Origin of the sequence: Chitinophaga vietnamensis (genome assembly GCF_902167635.1) — a bacterium.
GTDB lineage: Bacteria > Bacteroidota > Bacteroidia > Chitinophagales > Chitinophagaceae > Chitinophaga > Chitinophaga vietnamensis.
This window is the reverse complement of record NZ_CABHMS010000002.1, coordinates 835,843-860,325: the sequence shown is the minus strand read 5'-3', so window position 1 is coordinate 860,325 and position 24,483 is coordinate 835,843. Positions and strand designations below refer to the sequence as shown.

9 protein-coding genes are annotated in these 24,483 nt (G+C 50.7%); 3 read left to right on the top strand and 6 right to left on the bottom strand.

What is annotated here, in order from left to right; all coding sequences use genetic code 11:
• Nucleotides 1-115 precede the first annotated feature (115 nt).
• On the top strand, nt 116-3,184 hold the full coding sequence (locus FPG75_RS07630) for a tetratricopeptide repeat protein (protein WP_143306165.1): 3,069 nt from the start codon (nt 116-118) through the stop codon (nt 3,182-3,184).
• A 132-nt stretch (nt 3,185-3,316) separates the two neighbouring features.
• On the opposite strand, the gene FPG75_RS07625 is transcribed toward FPG75_RS07630, so the two are convergent.
• From FPG75_RS07625 to FPG75_RS07610, 4 genes are read right to left on the bottom strand one after another with little or no spacing between them, the layout of a single operon-like run.
• Nucleotides 3,317-5,281: an FAD-dependent oxidoreductase gene (locus FPG75_RS07625; protein WP_143306164.1), complete on the bottom strand. Its 1,965-nt coding sequence runs from the start codon at nt 5,279-5,281 to the stop codon at nt 3,317-3,319.
• A gap of 57 nt (nt 5,282-5,338) precedes the next feature.
• Nucleotides 5,339-6,940 carry a tetratricopeptide repeat protein gene (locus FPG75_RS07620; protein ID WP_143306163.1) on the bottom strand — a complete coding sequence of 534 codons (1,602 nt, stop codon included), beginning with the start codon at nt 6,938-6,940 and terminating at the stop codon, nt 5,339-5,341.
• Nucleotides 6,941-6,959: 19 nt separating this feature from the next.
• Nucleotides 6,960-7,967, bottom strand: a complete 1,008-nt coding sequence (locus FPG75_RS07615; RefSeq protein WP_143306162.1) for a PorP/SprF family type IX secretion system membrane protein — start codon at nt 7,965-7,967, stop codon at nt 6,960-6,962.
• A 34-nt stretch (nt 7,968-8,001) separates the two neighbouring features.
• Nucleotides 8,002-19,704, bottom strand: coding sequence for a DUF7927 domain-containing protein (locus FPG75_RS07610; protein WP_161596709.1), 11,703 nt, complete (start codon nt 19,702-19,704; stop codon nt 8,002-8,004).
• Nucleotides 19,705-20,282: 578 nt separating this feature from the next.
• Between FPG75_RS07610 and FPG75_RS07605 the strand changes: the two genes are divergently transcribed.
• A complete protein-coding gene (locus FPG75_RS07605; RefSeq protein ID WP_143306160.1) occupies nt 20,283-20,717 on the top strand; it encodes a VapA/VapB family virulence-associated protein in 435 nt (144 codons plus the stop codon).
• A gap of 242 nt (nt 20,718-20,959) precedes the next feature.
• On the opposite strand, the gene FPG75_RS07600 is transcribed toward FPG75_RS07605, so the two are convergent.
• Together FPG75_RS07600 and FPG75_RS07595 are read right to left on the bottom strand one after the other, a co-directional pair.
• On the bottom strand, nt 20,960-22,036 hold the full coding sequence (locus tag FPG75_RS07600; protein WP_236652742.1) for a sialidase family protein: 1,077 nt from the start codon (nt 22,034-22,036) through the stop codon (nt 20,960-20,962).
• A 404-nt stretch (nt 22,037-22,440) separates the two neighbouring features.
• On the bottom strand, nt 22,441-23,403 hold the full coding sequence (locus tag FPG75_RS07595) for a hypothetical protein (RefSeq protein ID WP_143306159.1): 963 nt from the start codon (nt 23,401-23,403) through the stop codon (nt 22,441-22,443).
• 262 nt (nt 23,404-23,665) lie between these two features.
• On the opposite strand from FPG75_RS07595, the gene FPG75_RS07590 reads away from it, so the two are divergent.
• Nucleotides 23,666-24,028: a hypothetical protein gene (locus FPG75_RS07590; protein ID WP_143306158.1), complete on the top strand. Its 363-nt coding sequence runs from the start codon at nt 23,666-23,668 to the stop codon at nt 24,026-24,028.
• Nucleotides 24,029-24,483 lie beyond the last annotated feature (455 nt).

Below are 24,483 nucleotides of genomic sequence, written 5' to 3'. Positions count from 1 at the left end.
CGTTTTATTGATGCCATCTTTTTTATCAAATATTCCATTTATTTTTGCCGCGCTCCGGGCCTGATTAACCCCGGCCTTTCCACCAGGCCGATGCCCCGGAAAATATATATTACAGATGAAACATAGTTCAACAAACATGGATCAGGAAGATGTAAACCCGGCTACAGCCGCATTCCTCAAGAAACACCGCCTCCAGCTGCTCACATACCAGGACATACTGGAACGGCTACACGTTAACAGCCTGTTCGACTACTGGGACCAAACGGGCGATGATGCACATGAATCTTATAGCTACTATACAGAGGAATATGAAAGTGAAAGGGAATACTTTGAACAATACAACCGGATATATTATTGCGAAGGAGATATGGAAATAGACGGCGACCTGAAGATACCGGACGACTATTTCGATCTGTTGGTAGTAAACGGCAATATGAACGTCCGCGGAAAGATAGACTCCTCCTATGGCGAAGCCACCCACTATTATGTGAGCGGCAATACCACCGCCGATTGCCTGTACCTCGGTCTTTTCCAAAAAACGGGCGGAAAAGAAACCTGCCGCTATACGGCACTCGCATGGGGGCAGGACGACGAAGTGGTGCACACCATGCCCGACAGAAAGATCGATGCGCCTTTCTTTTTCTCCTGGTTCTATGATCTCCACTGTTTTGAATTTGCGCCGCATACCTTGATCACCGCACTATACAACAGCGATGAACTATCCGCTTATAAAACATCTAATGCCCTGCTGGAATGGCATGACTATGCCTGCGCTTTCCGCCCGGAATTTTATGGCCCGGTCAGCGAAAGTCATCACGATAGTTTAACTGTCTATACAGACAAGATCTGCGAAGCGCTGAAAAACAACCAGCCGGTGCTACTGGATGGCGTAACGGCAGCAGGCATTCAGCGCACCCGCCAGGGCATTCGCCTGAAAAACCAGGGAGACCTGGCAGCAGCTTACCAATGCTTCAAAGAAGCGGTAAGCATCTCCCCTTCTTATTATTGGGCACATTTCTATGCAGGTAAATGCCTTTGGCAACAACAGGCCTTTGCACAAGCGATGACGCGCTTTGCCGCCGGCATTCCCTTTACGCCCGAAAAGATAGCATATGAATCCGCCTGCATGGAACAGGCCGCACTTTGCGCCATACGTACCGGCGAGTATACAAAAGCCCTCGAATGGGCTGAAATGTCTTTACAGAAAAATGCCAATTCACATTTTGCATGGCGGGTACAAGGCGAAGCATATCTGTATATGAAGCAGCTGAACGAGGCTAAAAACAGCCTGGAAAAATCAGCAGCGCTGTCGGAGATATTTACCACCTGCTGGTTGTTAGGGCTCGTATACTATCTTCAGGGAGATCATAAAAAAGCAGATAAATATTACAGATCCGCGCGCGACAAAAACGCCAAGGCACAACCTTATACCGAACAAACCAATCTGACTTATTTCTACGGCGAAGCAACTACGGTCGACTGGGATACTGTGCAACAGCAAGCTGCCATAAAAGATCAACCCTACTGGGATGAATTCTTTAACAAAACGCTGCAACAATACGGACCAGATCTGTACAGGCGAACCGGAGAGATACCCTATCACTGGATCAGCCGGCAACTAAACATCATACCGGAACAATACCGCAACAGCAGGATGCTACAGGCACTAATGACGCACCAGACGAATGGGGAATACGATGTGAATGGGAACGTATTGCAATACTTTAAACCAGAACTGATAGATCAGGAAACTGTACTACTGGCGATAAATCGTGAAGAACCCTGCTACTACGATCATATCCCGCCTGCACAACTCAATGCCGACGTTTTTAACACCCATCCGCATGGGATAGACCTCTCCCCCGTTCCTGCCGGAGAAATGACCTACGAGCTTTGCTTCCGTGCGGTGGCTGGCAATCAATACAATTATAACTATGTCCCGGAAACATTCAAAGATGAACGAATGAACATTGCGCTCATCGCCGGCGGCGCATTGAGCAGCTCATCGGGTATTGACCTGCCTTTAAAATATCATAGTAATGAATATATCAGGCAGGCTATTGATCTGGGTATTCAGATCATAGAACATATTCCGGCAAGATGGATAGATACATCCATCTATCAGTACCTGGAAAATAAATATGGGAATGAAGCAGAATGGCCTTTTATAGTGGAGCGGCACGACCGCCAAAGCTGGCGCTATGGCTCGCCGTCAGATATAGCGCGGATGGGGAAAATGCTGCGGAAATATGGTATGGATATCTTCGAACAGGTGCACGCTTCGCAGATCAATCAACACAGCTATCAGTATTTTGAAAAGCATCTGGGCCATTTGCCGGCGTTTCAGGAAAACGTCAAAGCCTTCGGCTGGGACGAACGAGCGAATGAAGCGGATGAAGACATACAGCAGTTCCATAGCGATACATTTGATAACGTGTGGGCCTGTTTCTGGGATGAAGATTTTATCATCAATGCCTTGAATGCAGAAGAACCGGAACGTATCTACCAGGTGCCACATCAATACCTTACACAAAAGATCTGTGATGTTGCGGTTAGCAGGGACTCCTATGATTTTGCGTTCGTACCGGCAACATTTATTACGCCACAACTTTGTGAGATCGCCTGCTCGCAGGATTATGGCAGTGCCCTGGAATATGTGCCGATGGCCATGCGCAGCGAAAGCGTCTGCAACCTGGCCCTTAACAGGGATGCGGACAATATCAAATTTGTGCCATTACAGTTGCGTGATATAAACAGGTGCCTACAAGTGCTGTCAGCAGAAAGCGGCTTGTACCCCTATGTACCTTATCAACATTATACCACTGTTTTTGAAACGCTCTTTCAAAAAGAAAGAGATCATTTTCACACCGACTTTCTGCTGCTGTTATGGGGCCTTGGCCTGATCATTGACAAGCAGTATACTACGGCGCAGGAAAAACTGGCAGCAGTAGAACAAGTAGAAGAAGTGAGCACCGCACGCTGGCACCAGGCGCTTTATTATATTGGCTGGAGCTACCACCTGCAAGGCGATAGCGCCACCGCAGAAACATACTGGCAACGCGCGCAGGATGTAGCTCAAAGCGGGAAAATAGATGAAACATACCGGCTGTCTTTGCATTACGCCAGTTTTCAGCTGCCGCCTGTACCGGAAGCGCATGATCGGGAAGACAGCCCTCAGATATGATCCCCATAGATAATCCGGGATGCATCTCTTCCCGGATTATCTGTACCATAAATATTTCCGCAATCAGGAAACTACGCTAACATGAATATAACCCGCTGCTACATCCGCAGCGGTAACGGTATAAGTAGTAAATCACTCCTTACTTTGCACAGGCCTGAACAACACGGCATCTGCCACCACTGCGCCGGATGATTGCCCGGTGCGGATCTCCACCCAGGCGCCTCGCGTAAGTTGATAAGCGCCCAGTGGCGCCCACTCGCCCGATGTTTGTCCTTCTACCTTCACAGCGCCGGCATCAATGCTGGTATCATGATGCTGGCTGCCGTCATATACCACTACGGCGGTATGCGGCGCCTGGCCTGCCAGCCTGGGCATATAGGCATATACCTGGTACCTGCCAGCCTGCTTTATTTCAGGTGAATATCGTACGCTGCCGAAGCCGTCACGGCTGATCAGCAGTGTAGGCCCATAGCCGCTATGGCGTTCCGTTTGCCACTCCCCTTTCCGGCTTACATGCTGCGTGTCGTTATCGTCTACCAGTATTTCCGGCGTACTATTATCTGCCAGCGGGTTCTCTTTCAGCATGCGCTGCACCTTGCTTACATCAACCTGTTGCACGGTGGCGCCATCGTTGATGGCTACCGCCGCCGCCGTGGCGGCAGACTGTGCAAGTACCATGAACACCGGCTCCATACGGATAGAGCCATAGGCAATATGTGAGGCCGACAAACAAACAGGTACCAGCAGGTTGCTGCATTCCTCTTTCTTCGGGATGATAGCACGATAGGAAACCGGGTAAGGACCAAAGCCGCCGATCTGCACATCCCCCTCATTCCTGACCATACCGTTCACGACTATACGCTGACAGTTATGCGAATCCATCGTGTATGCCGCCATGCCGATGCCATCTGTTACCTGTTCGCGGCCTTCGCAGTTGGCTTGCGTCATCACATAGGCGCCCACCATGCGGCGCGCCTCGCGGATGTACAGCTGTGGCGACCAATGGCCATTATCAGTGTACTCATCTTTAGGATAGCCCCATTGCAACATTTCCGTACGCAACTGTTCCGGCACACGCGGATCATGTCCGATAAAATACAACAGGCCTTTGGTATATACCTCATGATCGTGAATGATCCGCCTGCGGGTGGCGGCATCGCCATCCGGGTAAGCATAGTTCATACCTATCATATCTGTAGAGAAAGCACCGTTATTATTGATATCTGTTTTTCCGTTAGGCATCCTGTCTATTTTAAGGATGGCATTCAGATCTTTCGCCTTGATCTTTTCCAGCACCCGGAGAAGCAATTCATAGCGCTCCGGCTGGTAATCTTCCGGCAGCGTGATGGCAATACGGTTTTCCGGTACATTGGAGAGACAGATACGGAAGTTATAGGACTGCACCTTCTTATCGCCGGAACCTTGAGCAGCCAGCGTTTCCGGGCTGATGCCCCAGAGCAGCCCGCTCTCCGGTTTACCTGGTATCTTGTAGGGATCAACGCCATCCGGGAACTGGTGCTTGTCTCTCATTTGCACGCCGTTATAAGTTTCATTATACTGGCTATTGGCCTCACGGCCTACGATGTAGCTTACGCCGGCTTTAGCCATCAGGTCGCCTTCATAGGAGCAATCAATAAACATCTTCGCACGGATAGTGCGTGTATCCTTTCCCGTTACTGTGATAGCAGTGATAGCGTTGTTGACCTTCTCCACATGATCGAGCTGGTACGATGGCAACACCGGCACCTGGGCGGATTGAAGGTACCAGTCGAAGATTTGCGCGGCCACGTGCGGCTCAAATATCCATTGTTCAAAGCGCCCGTAATGAGCGCCTATCTTGCGGTAAAACTCTCTGGAAATGCCGGTGATGGCGGATTTGTTGCCAATGTCTGTATAACCGAGGCCACCCGTAGTGAGGCCGCCAGGATGTTTGTCGGGAGATACCAGTACAACGGTCTTGTTCAGCTTCCGGGCAGTATAGGCGGCGATCACGCCGGCAGAGGTGCCGCCATACACGCAGATATCCACCTCTTCGGGCGCCGCCGCCCGGGCGGCGATGCCTGTCAACAGGGCCAGTACGATCAGGAATGTTTTCATAAGCTTCCGCTGTTGGATAAGCAGCGTAGCTAAAAATAGGAAATTTGTCCGGAGCATTCACTTCCCTCGTTTCTCCGGGCAAAGCACTTTTTTCAATGTCTCCCCGTCTTTCATACCACGTGTATTAAATTCAATGGAATCCCTGCGCTGCCCTGCATAGGTCATGCGGATTACATAGTCCGTTTCTTTTTCCAGCGTCATATTGATCTCTCTCCCGCGCTCTCCCAGGAAGCACCAGCCAATGCCCCGCTGCCGGTTATACAGGTAGATGCAGGCGCCTTCGAGCGTAGGGCAAATGGTAGCGATAAAAGGGATCACCAGTGCTACCGGCGTTTTTGTGAGCGTGTATACGTCGGGGTTAGTGATGCTGTAAATATCATCGCCCCCTTTTCCACCGGGGCGGTTGGAGGCAAAATAGGTAGCGCCGCCGCTGCTGACAAAATAGAAATCATCACCGGGAGAATTGGTAGGATAACGGAGATTCTCCGGCGTGCTCCATTGCGCTTTGCTGCCGCTGCTGCGGAAGAGATCAAAGCCGCCCATACCTGGCCAGCCCTTGCTGGAAAAATACAAACTGCCATCGGGCGCGATGGTCGGAAACTCTTCATCTTCGCTGGTATTGATGGAAGGGCCGCAATTAACCGGCGCGCTCCATTTTCCATCTGCCTGACGATCGCAATACCAGATATCGGTGCCGCCTTGTCCGCCAGGCATATCCGCAGCGAAATAAAGGGTATTGCCATCATTGCTGAGGGCTGCATGCCCCAGGGAATATTCATCCGGTTTATTGTAAGGAAATGCCACCAGCTTACCCCATTTGCCATTATGGTCTTTTTCTGATGTATACAATTCCAGCCGGCGGTATCCATACTTCACGCGATGTTCTTTCACGCCCGGGATACGCCTGCGGGGGTTCGTCATGGTTACATAAATAACCTGATAGCTTTTGTCGAAAACAGCTGGCCCTACGTGATAGCGCGACCAGTTCACTGATGGCGAGAAATCCTTGATATATACGTTACCGTAACTGCCGGTATCTGTCTCATACAATTTATAGTAATCCCGGTTACTGCGTCTGTATTTATTGCGGTTAAAGCGGCTGCCCTTCTCCAGCTGCTGGCGGTACAAGGTATCCGACATGAACACGATGCGGCCAGGATAAGGCGTAGCGCCCCAGTCGGATTTGGCGGTATTCAGTCTTGCTACATTATGCACCAGCACAGGCGTGGGCGATTGCATCCATTCCAGGGCGGCATCGCAGCCGGCGATGCGGTTTTTAACCTTTTCGGCATTGCCGGTTTGCGCATACTGCGTGTAGGCGGCCTTTGCTTCGGCGTACTGGCCCAGGCTTTTAAGCATATCGCCATAGTACAGGCGGGCATCGGGCGGCGCATCCGCACGGGCCAGCAGTTTGGCGTACCAGTTGACGGCCGGGCCATAGCGGTTGTTTTGCCGGTAGGCATTGGCCAGCCTTGCGAGTATTTCTGTTGAAGTCTTTTCTTTTCTCTTTGCAGCGATCCGTTCATACATCGAAGCAGCCCTCGCATAGTCGTACCTGTCATAGTAAGCAGCAGCCTGTTTTTCCAGCGACAGCTGCTCCTGCGCCAGCGATAACTGTACAGATAAAACGAGTAAAATTATTCCTGCATATTTTTTCATAGTACGTATTTAACCATCATTAAAAGTACCGGGGACTGGTTACCCTTGCCCTTTTACCGGGGAATAAAAACCCGATGGATATTTCATGTGATCCACTTTGAGAAGAGGCCATTTTATTAATGGTAAGATCATAGGCGTATCCTATCCTGAATTTTTCATTGATGTTAAATTGCACCAGCACACTCGCTGCATCCAGTTGTTCCAGATCGCTTTCCAGTGCGGGCTTGCTCCATAACTTCACGCCGGTCCTGTAGGAACCGCCCACCCACAGCCGGTTTGCAATGAAGAGCAAAGCGGTAAGATCTACGTTGGTAGGACCTTTAAAATCTTCTTTGATCAGGATAGACGGTTTCAATTTCAGGTTTTCTGAAAGATCGAATACCGTTCCCGCATTTACATACAAATGCTGTGTTTTGCGGATAGTTTTATACTGATATCCTTTCCAGTAATAACGGGTAGGATCAGTATAGAGAGAGAAGAGATCCATGACAGATGCGCCTACATAAAATTTCGGTGTATAGTAATACACGCCGAAGCGCGCATCCGGTATCCAGGTAGAAGCCCTTCCCAGCGGGATGCTGGGATCGTTCTGATCATTGTAAACGAGCGCGGTGCCGTCAATCGCGTATTGTGTAACGCCTGCTCCCACGCCCAGGCAGAGCCGCTTGTCGCCGTCTTCATTCATCGGGATACGATAGGAATACATCCCGTAAATAGAAGTAGCATCCTGCGGCCCCAGTTTATCATACATCACCTGCATGCCCAATCCCACGCGATTATCCTTGGATGCATTCAGTGCGCCATCTACCGAAACGCCGCCGGTTTGCGGGCCACCCGGAAAATTCACCCACTGCTTGCGATAGATGGCATTGGCAAATACATCTTCCTTGTAGCCTGCATAGGCAGGATTCACACTCAGCATATTAAAAATATATTGGCTGAACTGCAGGTTTTGCTGCGCGTGTACATATCCCGGTACAGATAATATTAACAGCAGCAATAACTTTGATTTCACGCTTATGCTCATACCATATTTTCTTTAAGATGTCAGTAAGTTTTTGTTATCGCAACAGCTCTATCCAACCTTTTAAATTCCTTTCTCCCTGCGGTGTGCGCAGCTTCAGGATATAAAAGTAGGTGCCTTCATTCAGGCCATGACCATCCCATTTGTTGTCGTAATTCTTGTTCTGGTACACCTGGTTGCCCCAGCGGTTATAGATCAGCAGCGTAGATCCCGGGTAGCGGTCCAATCCGGGTATCACCAGGAAATCATTCTTGCCATCGCCGTTCGGCGTGATCACATTGGGTATCAGGATATCTTCACCGGTGATTTCCTGGCTAATGGAAGCGGTATTATCAGAGAGATCGATATCCGTTTCATTACCGGCAATGGTAGCGGTATTATCTACCTTGCCTCCGCTGATCAGTTTAGCCGTAAACGTTAGTGTTTCCTGTGTGCCGTTAGCCATGTCAGGCAGTTGCCAGGTAATGGTCCTGTTGATAGGATCAAAGGTGGCATCGCCCCTGCTGGTAATGAGCGTAATAGGCCTGTCTACCATGCTTTGCAACACATCTTTCACCACTACGCCGGTAGCATGATCCGGCCCGTTGTTGATGGCCGTTACCACAAACTGCATGACCTGTCCTACGTTCAACGGCGGCTGCGTAGTGAGTTTTTTCAGCACCCTCAGGTTAGCATATTTATCGGTATTGATCGTCACCACGGCAGTATCCGGCGTACTTCCGTCCGGCGGACCGGTGATGATGGCTGTATTCTGTACCTTACCTGCGCCAGTGATGGTTACGCTGTAACTCCATGTTTGCGTTTCGCCGCCATTGAGTGATCCGATATTCCATTGCAGTTGCCTGCTGTTGCTGTTGAATACCACGCTGCCTTTTGATGGTGTAGTATAAACCGGATCGCCTACCAGTGTTGCAGCCGGTAGCTGGTCTGTTACCACTACCGGGCTTACCGCAGCGGCGCCGCTGTTGCTAGCCGTGATCGTGTAGGCGAGCTGTTGCCCCACGCTATAGGGGCCGGTAGCCGGGCTCACCGTTTTCACTACTTTCAGTGCAGACTTGGCCAGCACATTGGTGATCACGGCCTGACTGATATTATCGCTGCTATCGGCATCTGGTAATCCCGGAGGCGTATTCACGATCGCCGTATTGCTCAGCGCGCCAGGCGATGGCGCTACGCCAGTGATCTGCAGGATCGTTTGCGCGCCTGTGGGGAAAGTACCGATGAGCGCATTGGCCGTATTGCCCGTAATAGTGGCTTGCACGCCTGCGGCCCCGCCAGTGCTTTGCTGCACGCTGATGGCCGGCTGTGTAAGACCTGGCGGCAACACATCTTTTACAGTAGCGCCATCTGCCGCCAGCGGTCCTGCATTTTTAACCGTGAGCAGATAGGTAACTGTACCACCCTGGAACACTGTTGCAGGGCCGGTTTTGGTGATAGATAAATTAGTCATTTGTGCTACCGGAATAGTCACCACGGAAGTATCTGGCGTGCTTACATCCGGCGGGCCGCTAATGATAGCGGTATTCTGCACATTGCCTGCGGCCTTGATGGTGACGCTATAACTCCATGCAACTGTTTCTCCGCCATTCAGCAAACCGATGTTCCAGCTCAGTTGTCGCTGTGCGCTGTTGAAGACCACCGTTCCTTTTGCAGGCGCATTGTATACCGGATCACTGCTTATCGTAGCAGCCGGCAGCTGATCCATCACAGCCACCGGGTTCACAGCGGTGGTACCGCTATTGATAGCAGTGATCGTATAAGTGAGCTGCTGACCGATCGTATACGGGCCGGCAGCGGGGCTCACCGTTTTCACCACCTTCAGTGCGGATTTCGCCAGCACATTGGTGATCACGGCCTGACTGATATTATTGCTGCTGTCGGCATCGGGTAAGCCGGCAGGCGTATTCACTACGGCAACATTGCTCAGGACGCCCGGAGAGGAGGCTACGCCAGTGATCTGCAAGATGGTTTGTGCGCCCACGGGGAACGTACCTAATACCGCCATTGCAGTATTGCCTGTGATAGATGTTTGTACATTGGCAGCGCCGCCGGCATTCTGCACTACTGTTATCACCGGTTTCGATAATCCGGCCGGCAGTGCGTCATTTACCACAGCGCCATTGGCATCTGAAGGCCCTTCATTGTTAACGGTAAGCAAGTAAGTAACCGTACCGCCCTCGTATACTGCTACAGGGCCTGTTTTATTGATATTAAGATCGGTGAGTCCGGTGATGGTGCTCACCACTGGCCCGGACGGAATATCCACACTGCCGGCTTCATGCAGGATCGCATGGGCAATATTGGTCACTGTTCCGGACGGCGCGTTTTGCAACACGGTTCCCGTTACAACGATCATTAAGCCGCTGGTATCTGTAGCAGGCAGATTGGCGATTACTTCTATGTTATTGCCTGTGCCGGTAGCGCCAGCAGTGATCACGGCGCTATTTACCGGTGTAGCCGTCCACGTTACATTGGTTAATACAGCTGGTATGGTGTCTATTACATCCACATTATTGGCATTGCTGGGACCTGGATTGGATACATGGATGATGTAGGTGGCCTTGTCTCCTCTGATCATAGTGGCCGGTCCTGACTTGTTGATCCTGATCAGCGATTGCACCGTGATAGCCGTATTTACAGTGGATTGCTGCGGTGTGGCTCCTGCTTCTGCCGGCGTTACCGTAGCAGTGTTAAGGATCGTACCTCTGGCATCGTTAGCCACAATGCCATTCACGGTGATCACAATCAAATTGGAATCGGCAGCAGGAATATTTCCTTTCAGGCTGATGGTATTGCCAGTGCCAGTAGCCGGGCCAATGATGCTGGCGCGCCCCTTGGTAGCGGCTTCCCATTGCACCGCGGTAATGGTGGATGGTATCAGATCGCTGATCGTGGCATTCAATGCATCGCTGCGGCCTTCATTGCTTACGCTGATCGTATAACTGATCGGCTGACCGGCTACAATGGTGGCAGGGCCTGACTTTTCAATGAACAGCTGCGGCATGGCTGTTACGATGGTTTGTACCACATCGGAAGAATCAGCCTTGGCCCCAGGTTCCGCAGGTGTGATGATAGCCCTGTTATGCAGGGTATCGCGGAAGGCAGGATCTACCTGACCGCTGACAGTTATCGTGATGGTATTTCCTGTGCCCGGCGGAATGTTGCCCAGCAGCTGGATACTATTACCCGTACCGGTGGCCGCGCCATTTATTACGGCATTGCCGGCAGCGGTAGCCGTCCACACCACGTGTGTTATGCCATTCGGCACTTCATCTGTCAACACCGCATTGGTAGCGGCACTGGGGCCGTTGTTGGTGGCCACTATCGTGTAGTTGATATGATCGCCTGCATGCAACTGTCCGGGCCCTGTTTTGGAAATAGACACGCCAGGCCTCAGCGATACCATTGTTTGTACCTTGCTGGTATCCGGCGTATTGCCAGCTTCTGCCGGTATTACGATGGCATTGTTGATGATATTGCCGGCAAATGTGGAATCAATCTTTCCGGTGATCGCTACTTCCACAGCCGCTCCTGCCGGCATATCGGCGCTAAGCTGTACGTTGTTGCCGGTACCGGTATTGCCTGATTTGATCACGGCGCCGCCGCTGGTATTCTGCACATTCCATTGCACCTGCGTGATCATGGCAGGCACTATATCCTTGATCAGTGCATTGACAGCATTGCTGATACCCGCGTTATTTATTTGCAGGAGATAGTGAACAGTTTGGCCGGCGCTGGCGGTGGCAGGGCCATTCTTGGTGATGAGCAGCATCGGGTGCTGCACGATCGGCGTGATCACTGGCGGCGTTACCACTGGCGGATTGATCACATCCGGCGGCGTTACCGTAGCGGTGTTGCTCAATGAGCCGCTGGCATCCGGCGCAAGAGTGCCGGTGACAGTGATTACTACAGTAGCATCTGCAGCCGGTGGCACATCTGCATGTACCATTACAAATTTGCCGCTGCCGGTGGCGCCCGACAGCACCGCAGCGCCGTTGGTTACTTGCGTAGTCCAAACAGGTTGCTGGATACGGGCATCAATAGTATCGGTAATGGCCACATTGCGGGCATATCCTGGTCCGCTGTTGGTGAGCGTGATCACATAAGTTACCTTATCGCCCGCGGTAATGCGCGCCGGGCCATCTTTGTAGAGGTTCAATCCTGTTTGCCTGTTTACCAAAGTACTTACGGAATCGCTCACCGCAGGAATACCTGTGCCGCTTACATTCACTTTATTCACGATGGTGCCTTCCAGGTCATTATTCAGTGTACCCGTTACCGTTATAGTTACGTTATTGCCCGCGCCGCCGGGTATATTGGCGGTAGTGCTGATATTATTGCCAGTGCCGGAGAACGGCCCGGTGATGCTGGCAGCGCCGTTTACAGCCGCTACCCAGCTCACGTTTTGTATCTGTGCCGGCACCAGGTCTTTAATATTCAAACCTGTTGCATCGGAAGGACCGCTATTGGTAACAATGATGTTATAGGTAATGGCATTGCCGCCTACGGCTTGTGCAGGCCCGCTCTTATGCACCTGCACCCCGGTAACCTTGCCAATATGCGTAGTAACGCTGCTGGTATTGTTGGCGGGGTTATAATCCACCAGGCCGGATACGGCTACCTGGGCGATGTTGGTGACGCCGGTATCAATGGTAGCGCCACTGACCACGCCATTCACCGTAATCGTGATGTAATTAGCGGAACCCGCGGCCAGCCTGGCTGGCAAGCCAATGGTATTACCGGTACTGTCTACACGCGATGCGCCCATTACCGACGCATTACCCGTGGCGATGGCATACCAGGATACGTCGGTGATATCCGCCGGTATCTGATCAGTGATCGTGATACTGTCGGCATCACTGGGCCCTGCGTTAAACACCTGCATAGTGTATGTGATAGGTTCTCCTGCAGCCAGTTGCTGGGGCGCGCTCTTCACAATGCTCACATCTGCGGAGCGGTCCACAGAAGTGGTCACTGAACTTGTTTTATTCGCGCCGGCAATAACAGTGGCGGTATTCGTGATGCTGGTACCTGCGGTATTGTTCACCACACCATGGATAACGATCACAATACTGGTGTTAGCCGCCACCATGATATTAGCGGTGGTATGAATGGTATTGTTGTTACCGGAAGTAGCGCCCGTCACCACAGCGCCGCCAACGGCGGTCGCGGTCCAGGCGCTTACGGTTACAGCTGATGGCACAATATCATCTATCTGTGCGCCGGTAATATTACCGCTGCCGCCATTGGTAACGATGATCTGATAAACAATCGAATCCCCTACATGCGTAACGGCAGGGCCGCTCTTCGTAATCCGTACCACCGGATCATTGTCTACCGTTGCAGTGACGGTGCTGGTATTGTCCGCCGGGTTCGGATCTACGATGGTGCTACCGGGGAGGAAGCCCACGGTGGCAGTGTTGATGATGTTGGTACCATTGATCAGGGCCGGACTGACTATACCCGTTACCGTTACCGTCAGCACGCTGCTGTCTGCCGGGATATCTGCGGTGATATTCACATTGCCATTACCGCTGGCAGGGTTGATGTTTTGCACATTGCCGCTACTGCTGGTAGTCCAGCGGGTAGCGAGAAGTCCTGCCGGTAACAGGTCATTGATAACAACCCCGATGGCGTTGGAAGGTCCTGCATTCCGGATGCGCAGCGTATACTGTATCGGCTCACCGGCAGCAGCATTGGCAGGGCCGCTCTTCACAATATTCAGGTTGGCTTGTCTTGTTACCGAAGTGAGCACGGAAGAGGAATCGCCTGCCGGCGTAATAGCCGGATCATTCAACGCCACTGCCTTATTCAGGATAGTAGGCAGTGCATAGCCCGGATCTATCTGTCCGTTGATCTCTATATGTACGCTTGCAAGTGCATTACCCGGTATGTTTGCTTTCAGTTGTATGTTGCCCGTGCCGGTATTGCCGCTGGTGATCACGGCGCCGTTTAAACCGGCGGCAGTCCAGGTAGCGTTGAGTATCCCTGCCGGGATCGCATCCTGGATAGCGACGTTGCTGGCGCTGCCAGGTCCGCTGTTGATCACATCAATGGTATAACGGATACGGCTACCCGCAACAAGGCTTACGGGTCCTGATTTATGTATCTGCAGTACCGCTTTTCTGCTTACGACTGTAGTAACCTGTGATACTGCAGATGGCAGTCCTGGCTCGGAAGGCTTGGCTGTGGCCCGGTTCGTGAGCTGACCGGCAAAATCATCTTTGATGGTACCATTCACCACAATGTCAATATAGTTCGCATCACCTGCCGGGATATCTGTTACCAGATATAACAGGTTACCGGTACCATTTATGCCGTTGGTGATCCGCGCATCGCCATGGGCTACGGCTGTCCAGCTGGCATTGAGTACGGTGGCCGGGATCGTATCCGTGATCACCGCGCCGTGCGCATCGCTGGGGCCTGCATTGACTACCTTCATGCCATATACGATCGCTTCGCCTGCATTGGCGGTGGAAGGTCCGATCTTGCTGATGAACAGCCCGGATTTCTGCCGGATGGTAGTCACCACCGTATCCGAATTTACCGGCGGGATGCCGCCTTCCGAAGGCGTGGCCACAGCAAAGTTCTGTATGGCGCCGGCGGCGGCGCCAGCAGGGATCATAGCATTCACGGTAATCTGGATGACGCCTGTTTTAGCAGGCACACTACCGGTAACGGATATACTATTTCCGGCGCCGGCAGCACCACTGCTGATGGTAGCGCCACCACTGGCGGTGGCCGTCCATACGGCATTTTGCAAGATAGCTGGCAGCTGATCCGTGATCAGCGTATTCACCGCATTGGATGGTCCCAGGTTAGTAACCTGCAAGGTGTAGGTAATATGATCACCCGCATTGGCGGTAAGGGGTCCTGACTTGGTGATCTGCACGGCAGGCTTTTGTGTAACCGTTGTGATCACCGGGTTGGAAGTGCCCGGTGTAGCGCCCGCCTCTGAAGGCTGGTATACTGCCACGTTCTGGAAAGTGCCGCTGAATGCAGGATCCACGATACCTTTCACAGTGATCATCACGCCGTTATTTCCACCACCCGGAACATTGGCTGTTACACTCAGGTTGTTACCAGTGCCGGCGCCGCCACTGACGATCGTTGCGTTGCCGACGACAGCAGCCGTCCAGCTCACCTGCTGGATCATATTCGGGATCAAATCATTTATTATCAGGTGCTGTGCATCTGAGTTGCCGGTATTATTCAGCGCGATGGTGTACATGATCTGTTCCCCTGCGTCTAAGGTTGCAGGACCTGATTTGCTGATGGTGAGCATGGGTATCCTTCTCACCCTTACCACCGCTGTAGCGCTTACTGGGGGCGCCGCTTCCGATGGCGTAGCAGTGGCTGTGTTGGAGATGGTACTATCCAGCGATGGATCAGTTTTTCCTTTCACGACGATGGTCAGCATATTGGCATCGCCGGCAGGGATGGACCCGGTGAGCCGGATATTGTTACCTGTGCCGGTACTGCTGCCGCTGATGGTAGCAGCGCCGCTGGCCGTAGCCGTCCATTGCACGCCACTGAGCTGCGTGGGGATCACATCTGTGATCACCAGGTTTTGTGCATCAGCGGTGCTGGTATTGGTAACATTGATGGTATAGGTAAGCGTATCCCCGGCCTTTATCGCGCTGACGGCCGTTTTGGTGATGGCCAGCTGCGGAAGTCTGTTAACGGTCGTGATCTTGACGGCAGAATCTCCCTTACCTTCTTCCGGCACCGGCGTGATCACTGCTTTGTTATTTATCTGTCCGGAGAAAGCAGAATTTATTTTTCCACTTACGGTGATGATGATCATATTCGTGCTGCCTACAGCGATATCGCCGGTTACCATGATGTTGTTGCCGGTACCGGCAGCAGGGCTGGAAAGCGTGGCATTGCCACGTGCGCGGGCAGTCCAGGTAACGCCCTGTATCGAAGCCGGCACCACATCGGTGATGGTCACTCCCCTGCTATTGCTGGGGCCATTGTTGGTGGCCGTGATGGTATAAGTGATATCAGCGCCGGCATTCAGTGTATCCGGGCCGGTTTTGCTGATACTGAGCACTGCATTCAGCTGAATGGCCGTTACCACTTCATTGGAAGTGACCGGCGGGAAGCCCGGTTCCGCAGGGATGACCTGTGCGGTGTTTTTGATCGGGTTAAAGGTAGGTGGCAGGATAGTGCCAGTGATGATGACCCGCACAGTAGCGCCGGCATTTATATCTGCGGTAACGCCTACGTTATTGCCGGCGCCGGTGCCGCCGCTTTTGATCACCGCCGTGCCACTCAGCACGGAGGCCGACCAGGAAACATTGTACAACGAAACAGGAACAATATCGCGGATCAGCGTGCCGGTAGTATTGGAAGGACCGTCATTCCTTACATCTACCGTATATGAAATCTGTTCTCCTGCAATAGCATTTGCCGGACCGCTTTTCTGGATGATCAGCTTCACAGATTTTTGCACCGTGGCTATCTCCTGGTCTGTAACCGGCGGTACACCTGGTTCTGCGGGCGTGGCCGTTACCCTGTTCAGGATACTGCCGCTATAGTCGGCGCTCACGGTACCTTTCACGTACACGACTATACGATTGGATGCGCCGGCAGGCACATTACCGGTTACACGGATAAGGTTGCCCGTGCCGGTGGCGCCGCCCGTAACAGCGCCGCTTCCCTGTGCAACCGTGGTCCAGCTGACGTTCTGTATCAACGCAGGTACGGTATCTGTGATCACCGTGCCGATCGCATCGCTGGGGCCATTATTCATCAGTGTAAGCACATAGTCTATCTCCTCTCCCGCAATCGCAATAACGGAACTGGTCCTTGATTTATCTATCAACAATCCGGGAGAACTATTGATGAGCGTACTGGTAGTATTGGAGTTCAGCGGCGCCACCGCAGTTTCTGTTGGCGTTACCGTGGCCGTGTTCTGGAAATTGCCGGTAGCACTGGCATTGACCGTACCATTGATGGTGATATACACCTTGCCGGTATCGTGGCCCGGCATATCCGCTACGAGTCTGAGATTGTTGCCCGTGCCGGTAGCGCCCGCGGTGATCTTCACCAGGCCGGTGGCCGTGGCGGTCCAGCTAACGTTATTCAGTTTTGAAGAGATGGTATCAGTGATCACTGCGCCCAGCGCATCTCCCAAACCGGTGTTATCCACCACCAGAGAGAACCTGATGGCTGCGCCGGCCACTGCTACGGAAGGCGCCGTTTTCACGGCTGAAAAATAAGGCCGGCGCACTACAGGAGTCACTGAAGTACTGCTGGCCGGATTCGCTGGCTCTGCCAGCGACGTAGCATTGGCGGTATTGGTAAGATCTCCTTCAAAAGAAGATTTGATCTGACCGGATATCGTGATGGTAACATTGGCTGCACCTACAGGAATAGCGGCATTAAGATCGATATTACTATTCGTAGAATTATTTTGCAGTATCTGCGCAGCGCCGGAAGTGGTATATGAAATATTGCCCGCCACAAAATCGGCAGGTATCACATCAGTGATACGTACATTGGTGGCATTGCTGGGCCCCAGGTTACTTGCAACGATCCGATAAGTGAGCGTTTGCCCGGCCAGGTAAGGGCCGAACTCCTGCACGGTTTTACTGATACTGATACTCGCTCTGCTCGTATAGGTAAGTACTACCTGGCTGGTGCTCGGCGGACATGCCCCGTTGCTAATGGTCCACGTGAGCGTAGCAGTGGAGTTAGCCGGAATGGTGACAGACGTTTTAGGATTGGTAGAATCGGCGATAGTGGCCGTGCCACTGCTAACCGTCCACCTGCCCGTACCGGTTACCGGCGTATTGGCATTCATCTGGAAAACGCCGGAATTGAACTGTGTTTGATTAGGCCCTGCATTGGCTACGGTAGGTTTGGGCGTCACCACTACCTGCACATTGCTGCTTGAAGGCGCACAGGCGCCGCTGACAATCTTCCATCTGAAAATATAGGTGCCAGGCACCAGGCCTGTCACGGTGGTATTCCCCTTGTTTGCATCTGTAAAAACAGCCGTGGATGGGCCATTGACCTGCGTCCAGGTACCGGTGCCGATTACAGGGGTATTACCTGCGAGCGTAGTACTGCTATCGGCGCACAGCTCCTGGTCGGGGCCTGCACTGGCCGCAGTAGGCGGCGGATCTATCGTTACCGTAAACGGATACACGACCGAACTACAATTGAGGGAAGTATTGCTGAATACGATCGTAAAATTATAAGTACCGGCAGGTACATTCGCCGGAATCGTTACGCTCAATGGCGATGCGGTGAGTGATGCGCCGGTAACTGGTGCAAAACCAGGCATCGCATTGCCGGTGGCCTGTATCGAATAGGTATCCGGACTGCCCGACGTAATTGTATAAGGCAATGAAAACACCGCCGTGCCTGTGCAGATGGATGGTACAGGGCCTGCGGTAGCGGTGATCGCCGTATTCACAGCCACGAGGAATGATTGGGATACGCCATCTCCCTGACATCCGTTAACGGTGGCGGTTACACGATAATAGCGGGAAGCAGTAAGCGCTCCTGTATTGAGCGTAGCCCCGGTTTGCCCGGCGATGACGGTCCAGCCGGTGCTGCCATCAGCGCTGCTTTCCCACTGATAGGTAAAGCCGGTAGCCGGCGTACCTGTGCCAGCCTTGGGCGTTACCTTGGCCGTGAGTTGCGTAGCTGTATTATAACAGATCCTTTGCGCGCCGGAAATGGCCACGGAATAATCAATGACTTTTAATTCAATAGGATTGGAAGTAACGCGGCAGTTGAGGTTATTGATCTCGGCGCTGCCGCCGGCTGCCAATACCCGGTATTCAAATCCTGCCTGCGCATTGGTGATCGGGAAAGTGTACTGGTTATTCGCCGCATTATTGACAACCGTTCCTTCATTGGTCCAGTCGGTAGTGCCTAAGGGTCTTTTCTGTAACTGGAAATAATAATTGGAATAACTGCCAACAGGCAGGCTTACATTCAGGCTGCTGTTACTGCCGCGGCAAACCACGCCTGTGCCTTGTGTAAAGGTGATGGGCGGCCCGCAGGCTGCAAAGGCGATATCATCCAGCGCCAGGTCGTTACCATTACTGCTGGGAGTATTACTGAAGATCCTTAAAATAACGGAACTCGTGGTAGAAGGCATTTGAAAAACGCCTGCCTGTCTTACCCAGGTGCCCGGGCTCTGAAACGGCACCATACCGGTAGACACAGAGGTGATAGGCGCGCCGTTGGGATTATTCGCATCCACGATATCAAAGCGCAGACTGGGCTGAGACACGCCGGGCTGCGGGTTGATGTTCATGATCCAGGCAGAAAACTCGAAGGTAGTACCCGCGCATAAACCGGTGATCGTTCTCTCATAAAACTTGCCTGGTTTGGCTTCGGCATCTACCACCATACAATAGCCGGTACCATCTGTAGAGGTATGATCCGGGCGGTCTACGAAGTAGGTATTGTTATATCCGCGGGTGGTATTACTGATGGTATACTGTCCGGGATAAGGGCCTGTAGGCCTGCTGGCGCCTACGGGCGTATAATAGGCATAAGTAGTGATCCCCGCGGGCAAAGGGCCACCCAGCGTAGGTTTGGCAGCAGTGGGCGCTGCGCCGAAAGTTTCCTTGAACACGGGATCTCCCAGAGAACCGGTGCACTGCTGCGCACTCAAGGGGTGGGCCAACAACTGGAGCAAGAGCACAGCACCCGCCAACAACAGGCTACGCCTGCCTTTCCGGACCTGACAACCACTGATTTTAGCACACAAAAACTTAGTAAACTTATTAACCATAAGCTTTAATATTTGGAGAAAATATTAACAGACCTGCCGTCATTGCAACAATGATTCTGTTTATACCCGGGGGACCAACGAGCATACATATGACAATCCAGCAAAGGGGTTCCCAGCACGCACGCTGGCGCGCCGTTTTCCGGTGTTCTTCAGGTTATAAAATCATTTAAAACTGTGGAAGAAGAAAATACCTTTTTATTTACCTGGCTATACTCCCATTACAATAGTATGTTTTACAGAAAGTACAACAATAAAAAAAGCAGAAGGTTTAGTAAATTTTTGATTTTCAGGGGCTGTATTCCCCGAAAGCACCCAAATGGTTCATGGCGTTGTTTTACTCATGCTGCTGTTCTTCAAAGGACGTAAGGCCACCATCTATTTTTCCCTACTCTATTTACCATCATTATCCTATCCTGAAAAGACGCCCGCTGAAAAGTCAATTTCCACCTTCCGGGTTTAATCATCAATATAGAATTTTACAATAGTAGAATTAACAGCAAAAACATTCGGTGTGTGCACCACCGGAATAATTTAATCAAACTAATATTAATGTTATGACAACTGAAAACAGAAATGCAGCCGCGGCTGCTGCAAGTACATTCCTTAAAGGGAAAACCAGTGATATTGAACTGAATGCTTGCCTTGACACCATCAGATCAGGCAGCAATGCAGTTCCTGCCAAGGGATCATTCGTATGCGCCATTTTTTACTGGAGAATTACTTTAGACTGCAATGGTAAACAGTTCGTCGGAAACGCCGGTGCTATTGGCGGCGCAGGCGGCGGCTCCACACATGGCGATATTTATCTTGCCAGCGGTGTAACCCTAGACGAGCTACAGTCAACAACAGACGCGTTCCAGTTTAACGGAGCCGGCGTTTATCTGAATGTTAATTTCTTTAACTCGAACCACAAGTTTCTGGGCAGTTATCAAGGAGGTGGAATAGCCACCTGTGTCGGCACTGGCGGAGGGAAAGGCAGCTGGTCATGATGCTTCCATTGGCAGAACGCCGTCATATTTTTTCATGAGACTTTTACTTCGGAGTTTCCTTTTGCGCATGGCCAACTTCCCTATACTTACTTGTTAAAACTTTATTCGGTGGAGCCTTATTATGACTCCGCCGGAATTCCATTTGATCATTTTAAGCCAGCTCCCAAATGGCCTGGCAGGTTTCCAATTGAACACTCCTTCATCAGCGGAAATTCTTAAAAGGGCAGATGAAACAGGTCAATCTATTTTTTCTTCTCTTGCAATATCACATGCTTGATATTTTTACGGTCGTAGGTATAGGTAATATGTACCAATCCATCTTCTGTCTGAATAATGGCTGGATAGCTGAACTCTTCATTGGTACCGTTTTCCAGGGTTATGATATCTTCCCAGTGAAGACCGTCCACAGAAGAAGCTACGCGTAGCCTGGCACGGCCATTGAACCACTCTTTACCTGGTAAATCAGGATTGTACACAATCAACTGCCGCCCATCTTTTAAGGTAACTGCATCGGTGCCTGAATTTGGATTCGGTAAACCGGTGCGTGATAACGCTGACCAACTATCGCCATTATCATACGACCAGGACTGTATTACATTCCCCTGCCTGCTTCTGCATAACAACTGTAAACTATCTTTTCCATAGAAAAGAATACTCGGCTGTATCACATCAAAAGCGCCTGCTGTGTCTACCGGGATGATTTTCCAATCCCGGAAAGTGATATCCGTTTTCTCCACCTGCACTCTCCATCGGCCATCCCGGGCCTCTGTACTGGAAGGACAAAGAATGGTTCCATTCTTCAGCAGTACCGCTTTATTTTTTACCGGCCCCACAATATGTTCCGGTAATTTTTTTGCTGCAGACCAGCTCCGGCCATTGTCATCAGAGGTTTTCATCATCCCCCACCATTCCCTTGGATTAGGCCCCACTTTATAGAACAACACCAGTTGCCGGTTTTTCAATTGTAATAACACAGGATTCCAGCAGGGATACTGTAAGGTATCATTCACTTTCCCCGTGGCTATCTCCTTTGGAATCACTTTCCCGTCTTTTCCAATCACGCCGGCCCAGATCCCGACATCTTTACTACCCTCATACGCCCCGCCAAAACAGGCTACCAGCAATCGTTTTCCGGCAATGGATGTAATAGTGGAAGCATGACAGGCCTTAAACGGAGGCGCCTCAAACAAAAGTTCTTCTTTCTGCTTAATCCAGCCATACTGGCATTTCGCAGTATGAGCACAAAAAAGCAAACCAATCAGGAGGAATAAAAATCTAACAGACATAATCAAAAATAGCAATCGATTCAACTGCCACAAGATAAAGCATTAAATAGACACTTTCTTTCATCAGTCTGCCCGAATTGAAGCGTTAGTTCTTTTAATTTAAAGTTGGTTACGCCGGAGATTAGGTTAAGCTATGGAAAGATGAAATTCCCACGGCTATTGGGAGTTCCTAAGACATTTAAAAAAATAGATTTGTGAGAGATTCTTGCTGAACCAATGGGAATCCTCCTAAGTTCAGGGATCCGTACATTGCCCACCGCGGCCTTCCTATGGCTCGCGGCGGACAAGACCGCTATCCCGCTAAAACCATTGGTTTCAAAATTTCTGACCAGCCCATCCAAGGAATCACTCCTTAGCAGTACATCAAAAGGAAAGCCTCCTTGTTTCATGACGAAACATGGAGGCTTTTCCTTTGATACGACCTTCAAACCCCGGAATTATTGCAGATAATAGTTGTGAATGCCTTGTCCGCTTCCTTTGGAGCCTACGCCACTCAGGGATACACTCCATTTATTGCTTCCGTCATGCGAAAAGCTGAAGCTGGCGGTTGGCGTTGCCCATCCATAAGCCCATGACAGCAGCGCATAAGTACGATGGTTACCGTAATCGCTCTGCCGTGAATCTGCTGAGCCTATGCTCATGTAGTTATCACTTGAGCCCCAATTGCTCACAATACTGCGGTTGCTCCAATCTACTAAAATGCTATGGTACACCCTCACCTTGCCCCGTGTGCTGCCCCATATCCATTTTATAGTTACATCCACTACCTGCGCCGTATAAGACTGCAGGGACTGCGCGCGGCCTTGCTGGTCAGACAATCTGGTTAATTCATCCCCTTCGGGTTTTGTACTATCACTTGCCAGAAACATGTTAGCCAGCACATGATCATACACAAGCCCTTTATCATCATAAATGCATAAAGAAGTAAACGTCTGCCCCTGAGCTTCCCATTGTAATGTAGCAATATGCTGACCAGGCAATACTATGCTATTGATGGTCCGTGAGAACCGGCTGTCTGCATCCTGATCCAGCTTGTTCAAAGCGGCAGGTTCGGCAGCGCGTTGCAAAGCGATGCTTTGGTGCAGTGTATTTAATTTGAAAGAAGATACATTTTGCCCATCAAAATATGGAACAATATTATTACCGTTTGACAACTGCCGTTTAATGTCAGCAATATTGCCGCTTGTGATATCCGTTCCCTGGAGCGTATATCCTTTTAACTTCAGATCTACTGTAGCGCGCGGGTTCCAGACACTGACAACAGAATCCAGCTGCTCTTTTATTCTTTGCGTCGATGTATCAGGATGTAATGGTGGAGTTAAATCTTTTTTGTTACAGGCAGTAAACAAGAGACTTAGCGCTATGTTAAGCGTGACGAGCCAATAGGTTTTCTTTTTCATTTTTTGGAGAGATTAAATGGTTAATAAAATAGGGGTGACAGGTTAACTGTGAGAAACTATTGTTCCGGAATTTAAAGATCGTATCTACTCTTCGTCTTTATAAATTGCTATTTAGCAGGATATCACAATAACTACGCAATTATTTTCTTATCCCCCTAGCGGAGCCGCTTTTTTTCTGCAAATTACCTCCAAAGCCTTCCCATCGCAGCACTCCCACCTATTTTTACTCCCAAACCCAATTCCCTCATTAAAAACAATCTGTATGAAAACACTTATTTTAGCCGCCACGCTCATGCTCTTATCAATCACCGGCAGTAATTCATTTGCTACCACTCAGGCTCAACATGTAACTTCTGTTGCCCGTGTAACCGTAAGAATACGTGTTTCACAAACCATTGCCGGCATTGAAACCATACTGCCCATTCTGAGCTATACCGCAACGAATATGAACACTGGCGCAACAGCCACTCCCGATTCACTTGACCCTATCTATGAATGCGACCTGGCCGTACAGGAAGGTGATATCATCCGCCTGAACACCCTAAATTCTCCATTGGCAAAATTTCATACCGTAACAGCGAGTGATATCGCCAACGGATATATTAAAGTAGATATTCTATCTTAAGATAAAGTTTCGAAACAACAACAAAGGGCTGCGTACAAAAATGTACGCAGCCCTTTTTATTTGTTAGTCCAGAAAGACAACATCCTCCGGCGCAAACCATTATGGTGGCATAAAAGCAACTGCATCCACTTCAACCAGCATACTATCCAGCGCACAATCACAAGAATGGAAAGATTTAATGTGTTGAGCTGATTAACCTGTATAAAGTACGGGAAAGAAATCGGGGTTATACAAAAGGAACTCAACTAAAAAACAAAACCCCGCGACCAGCGCGAGGTTTGAAAGTTGTCTGTGATCCCGCTGGGAGCACGTTATATTTTCGTAATGCCTTGTAAGATCTGCGTCTGATAATGCTGAGCGTTTATTGCTAACCGCAATGCTAATATTTATTATTTGACCAATATTCGTGCTTTCAAAAAGTGATAAAATTAATAACAATATAAATATAAGGAATG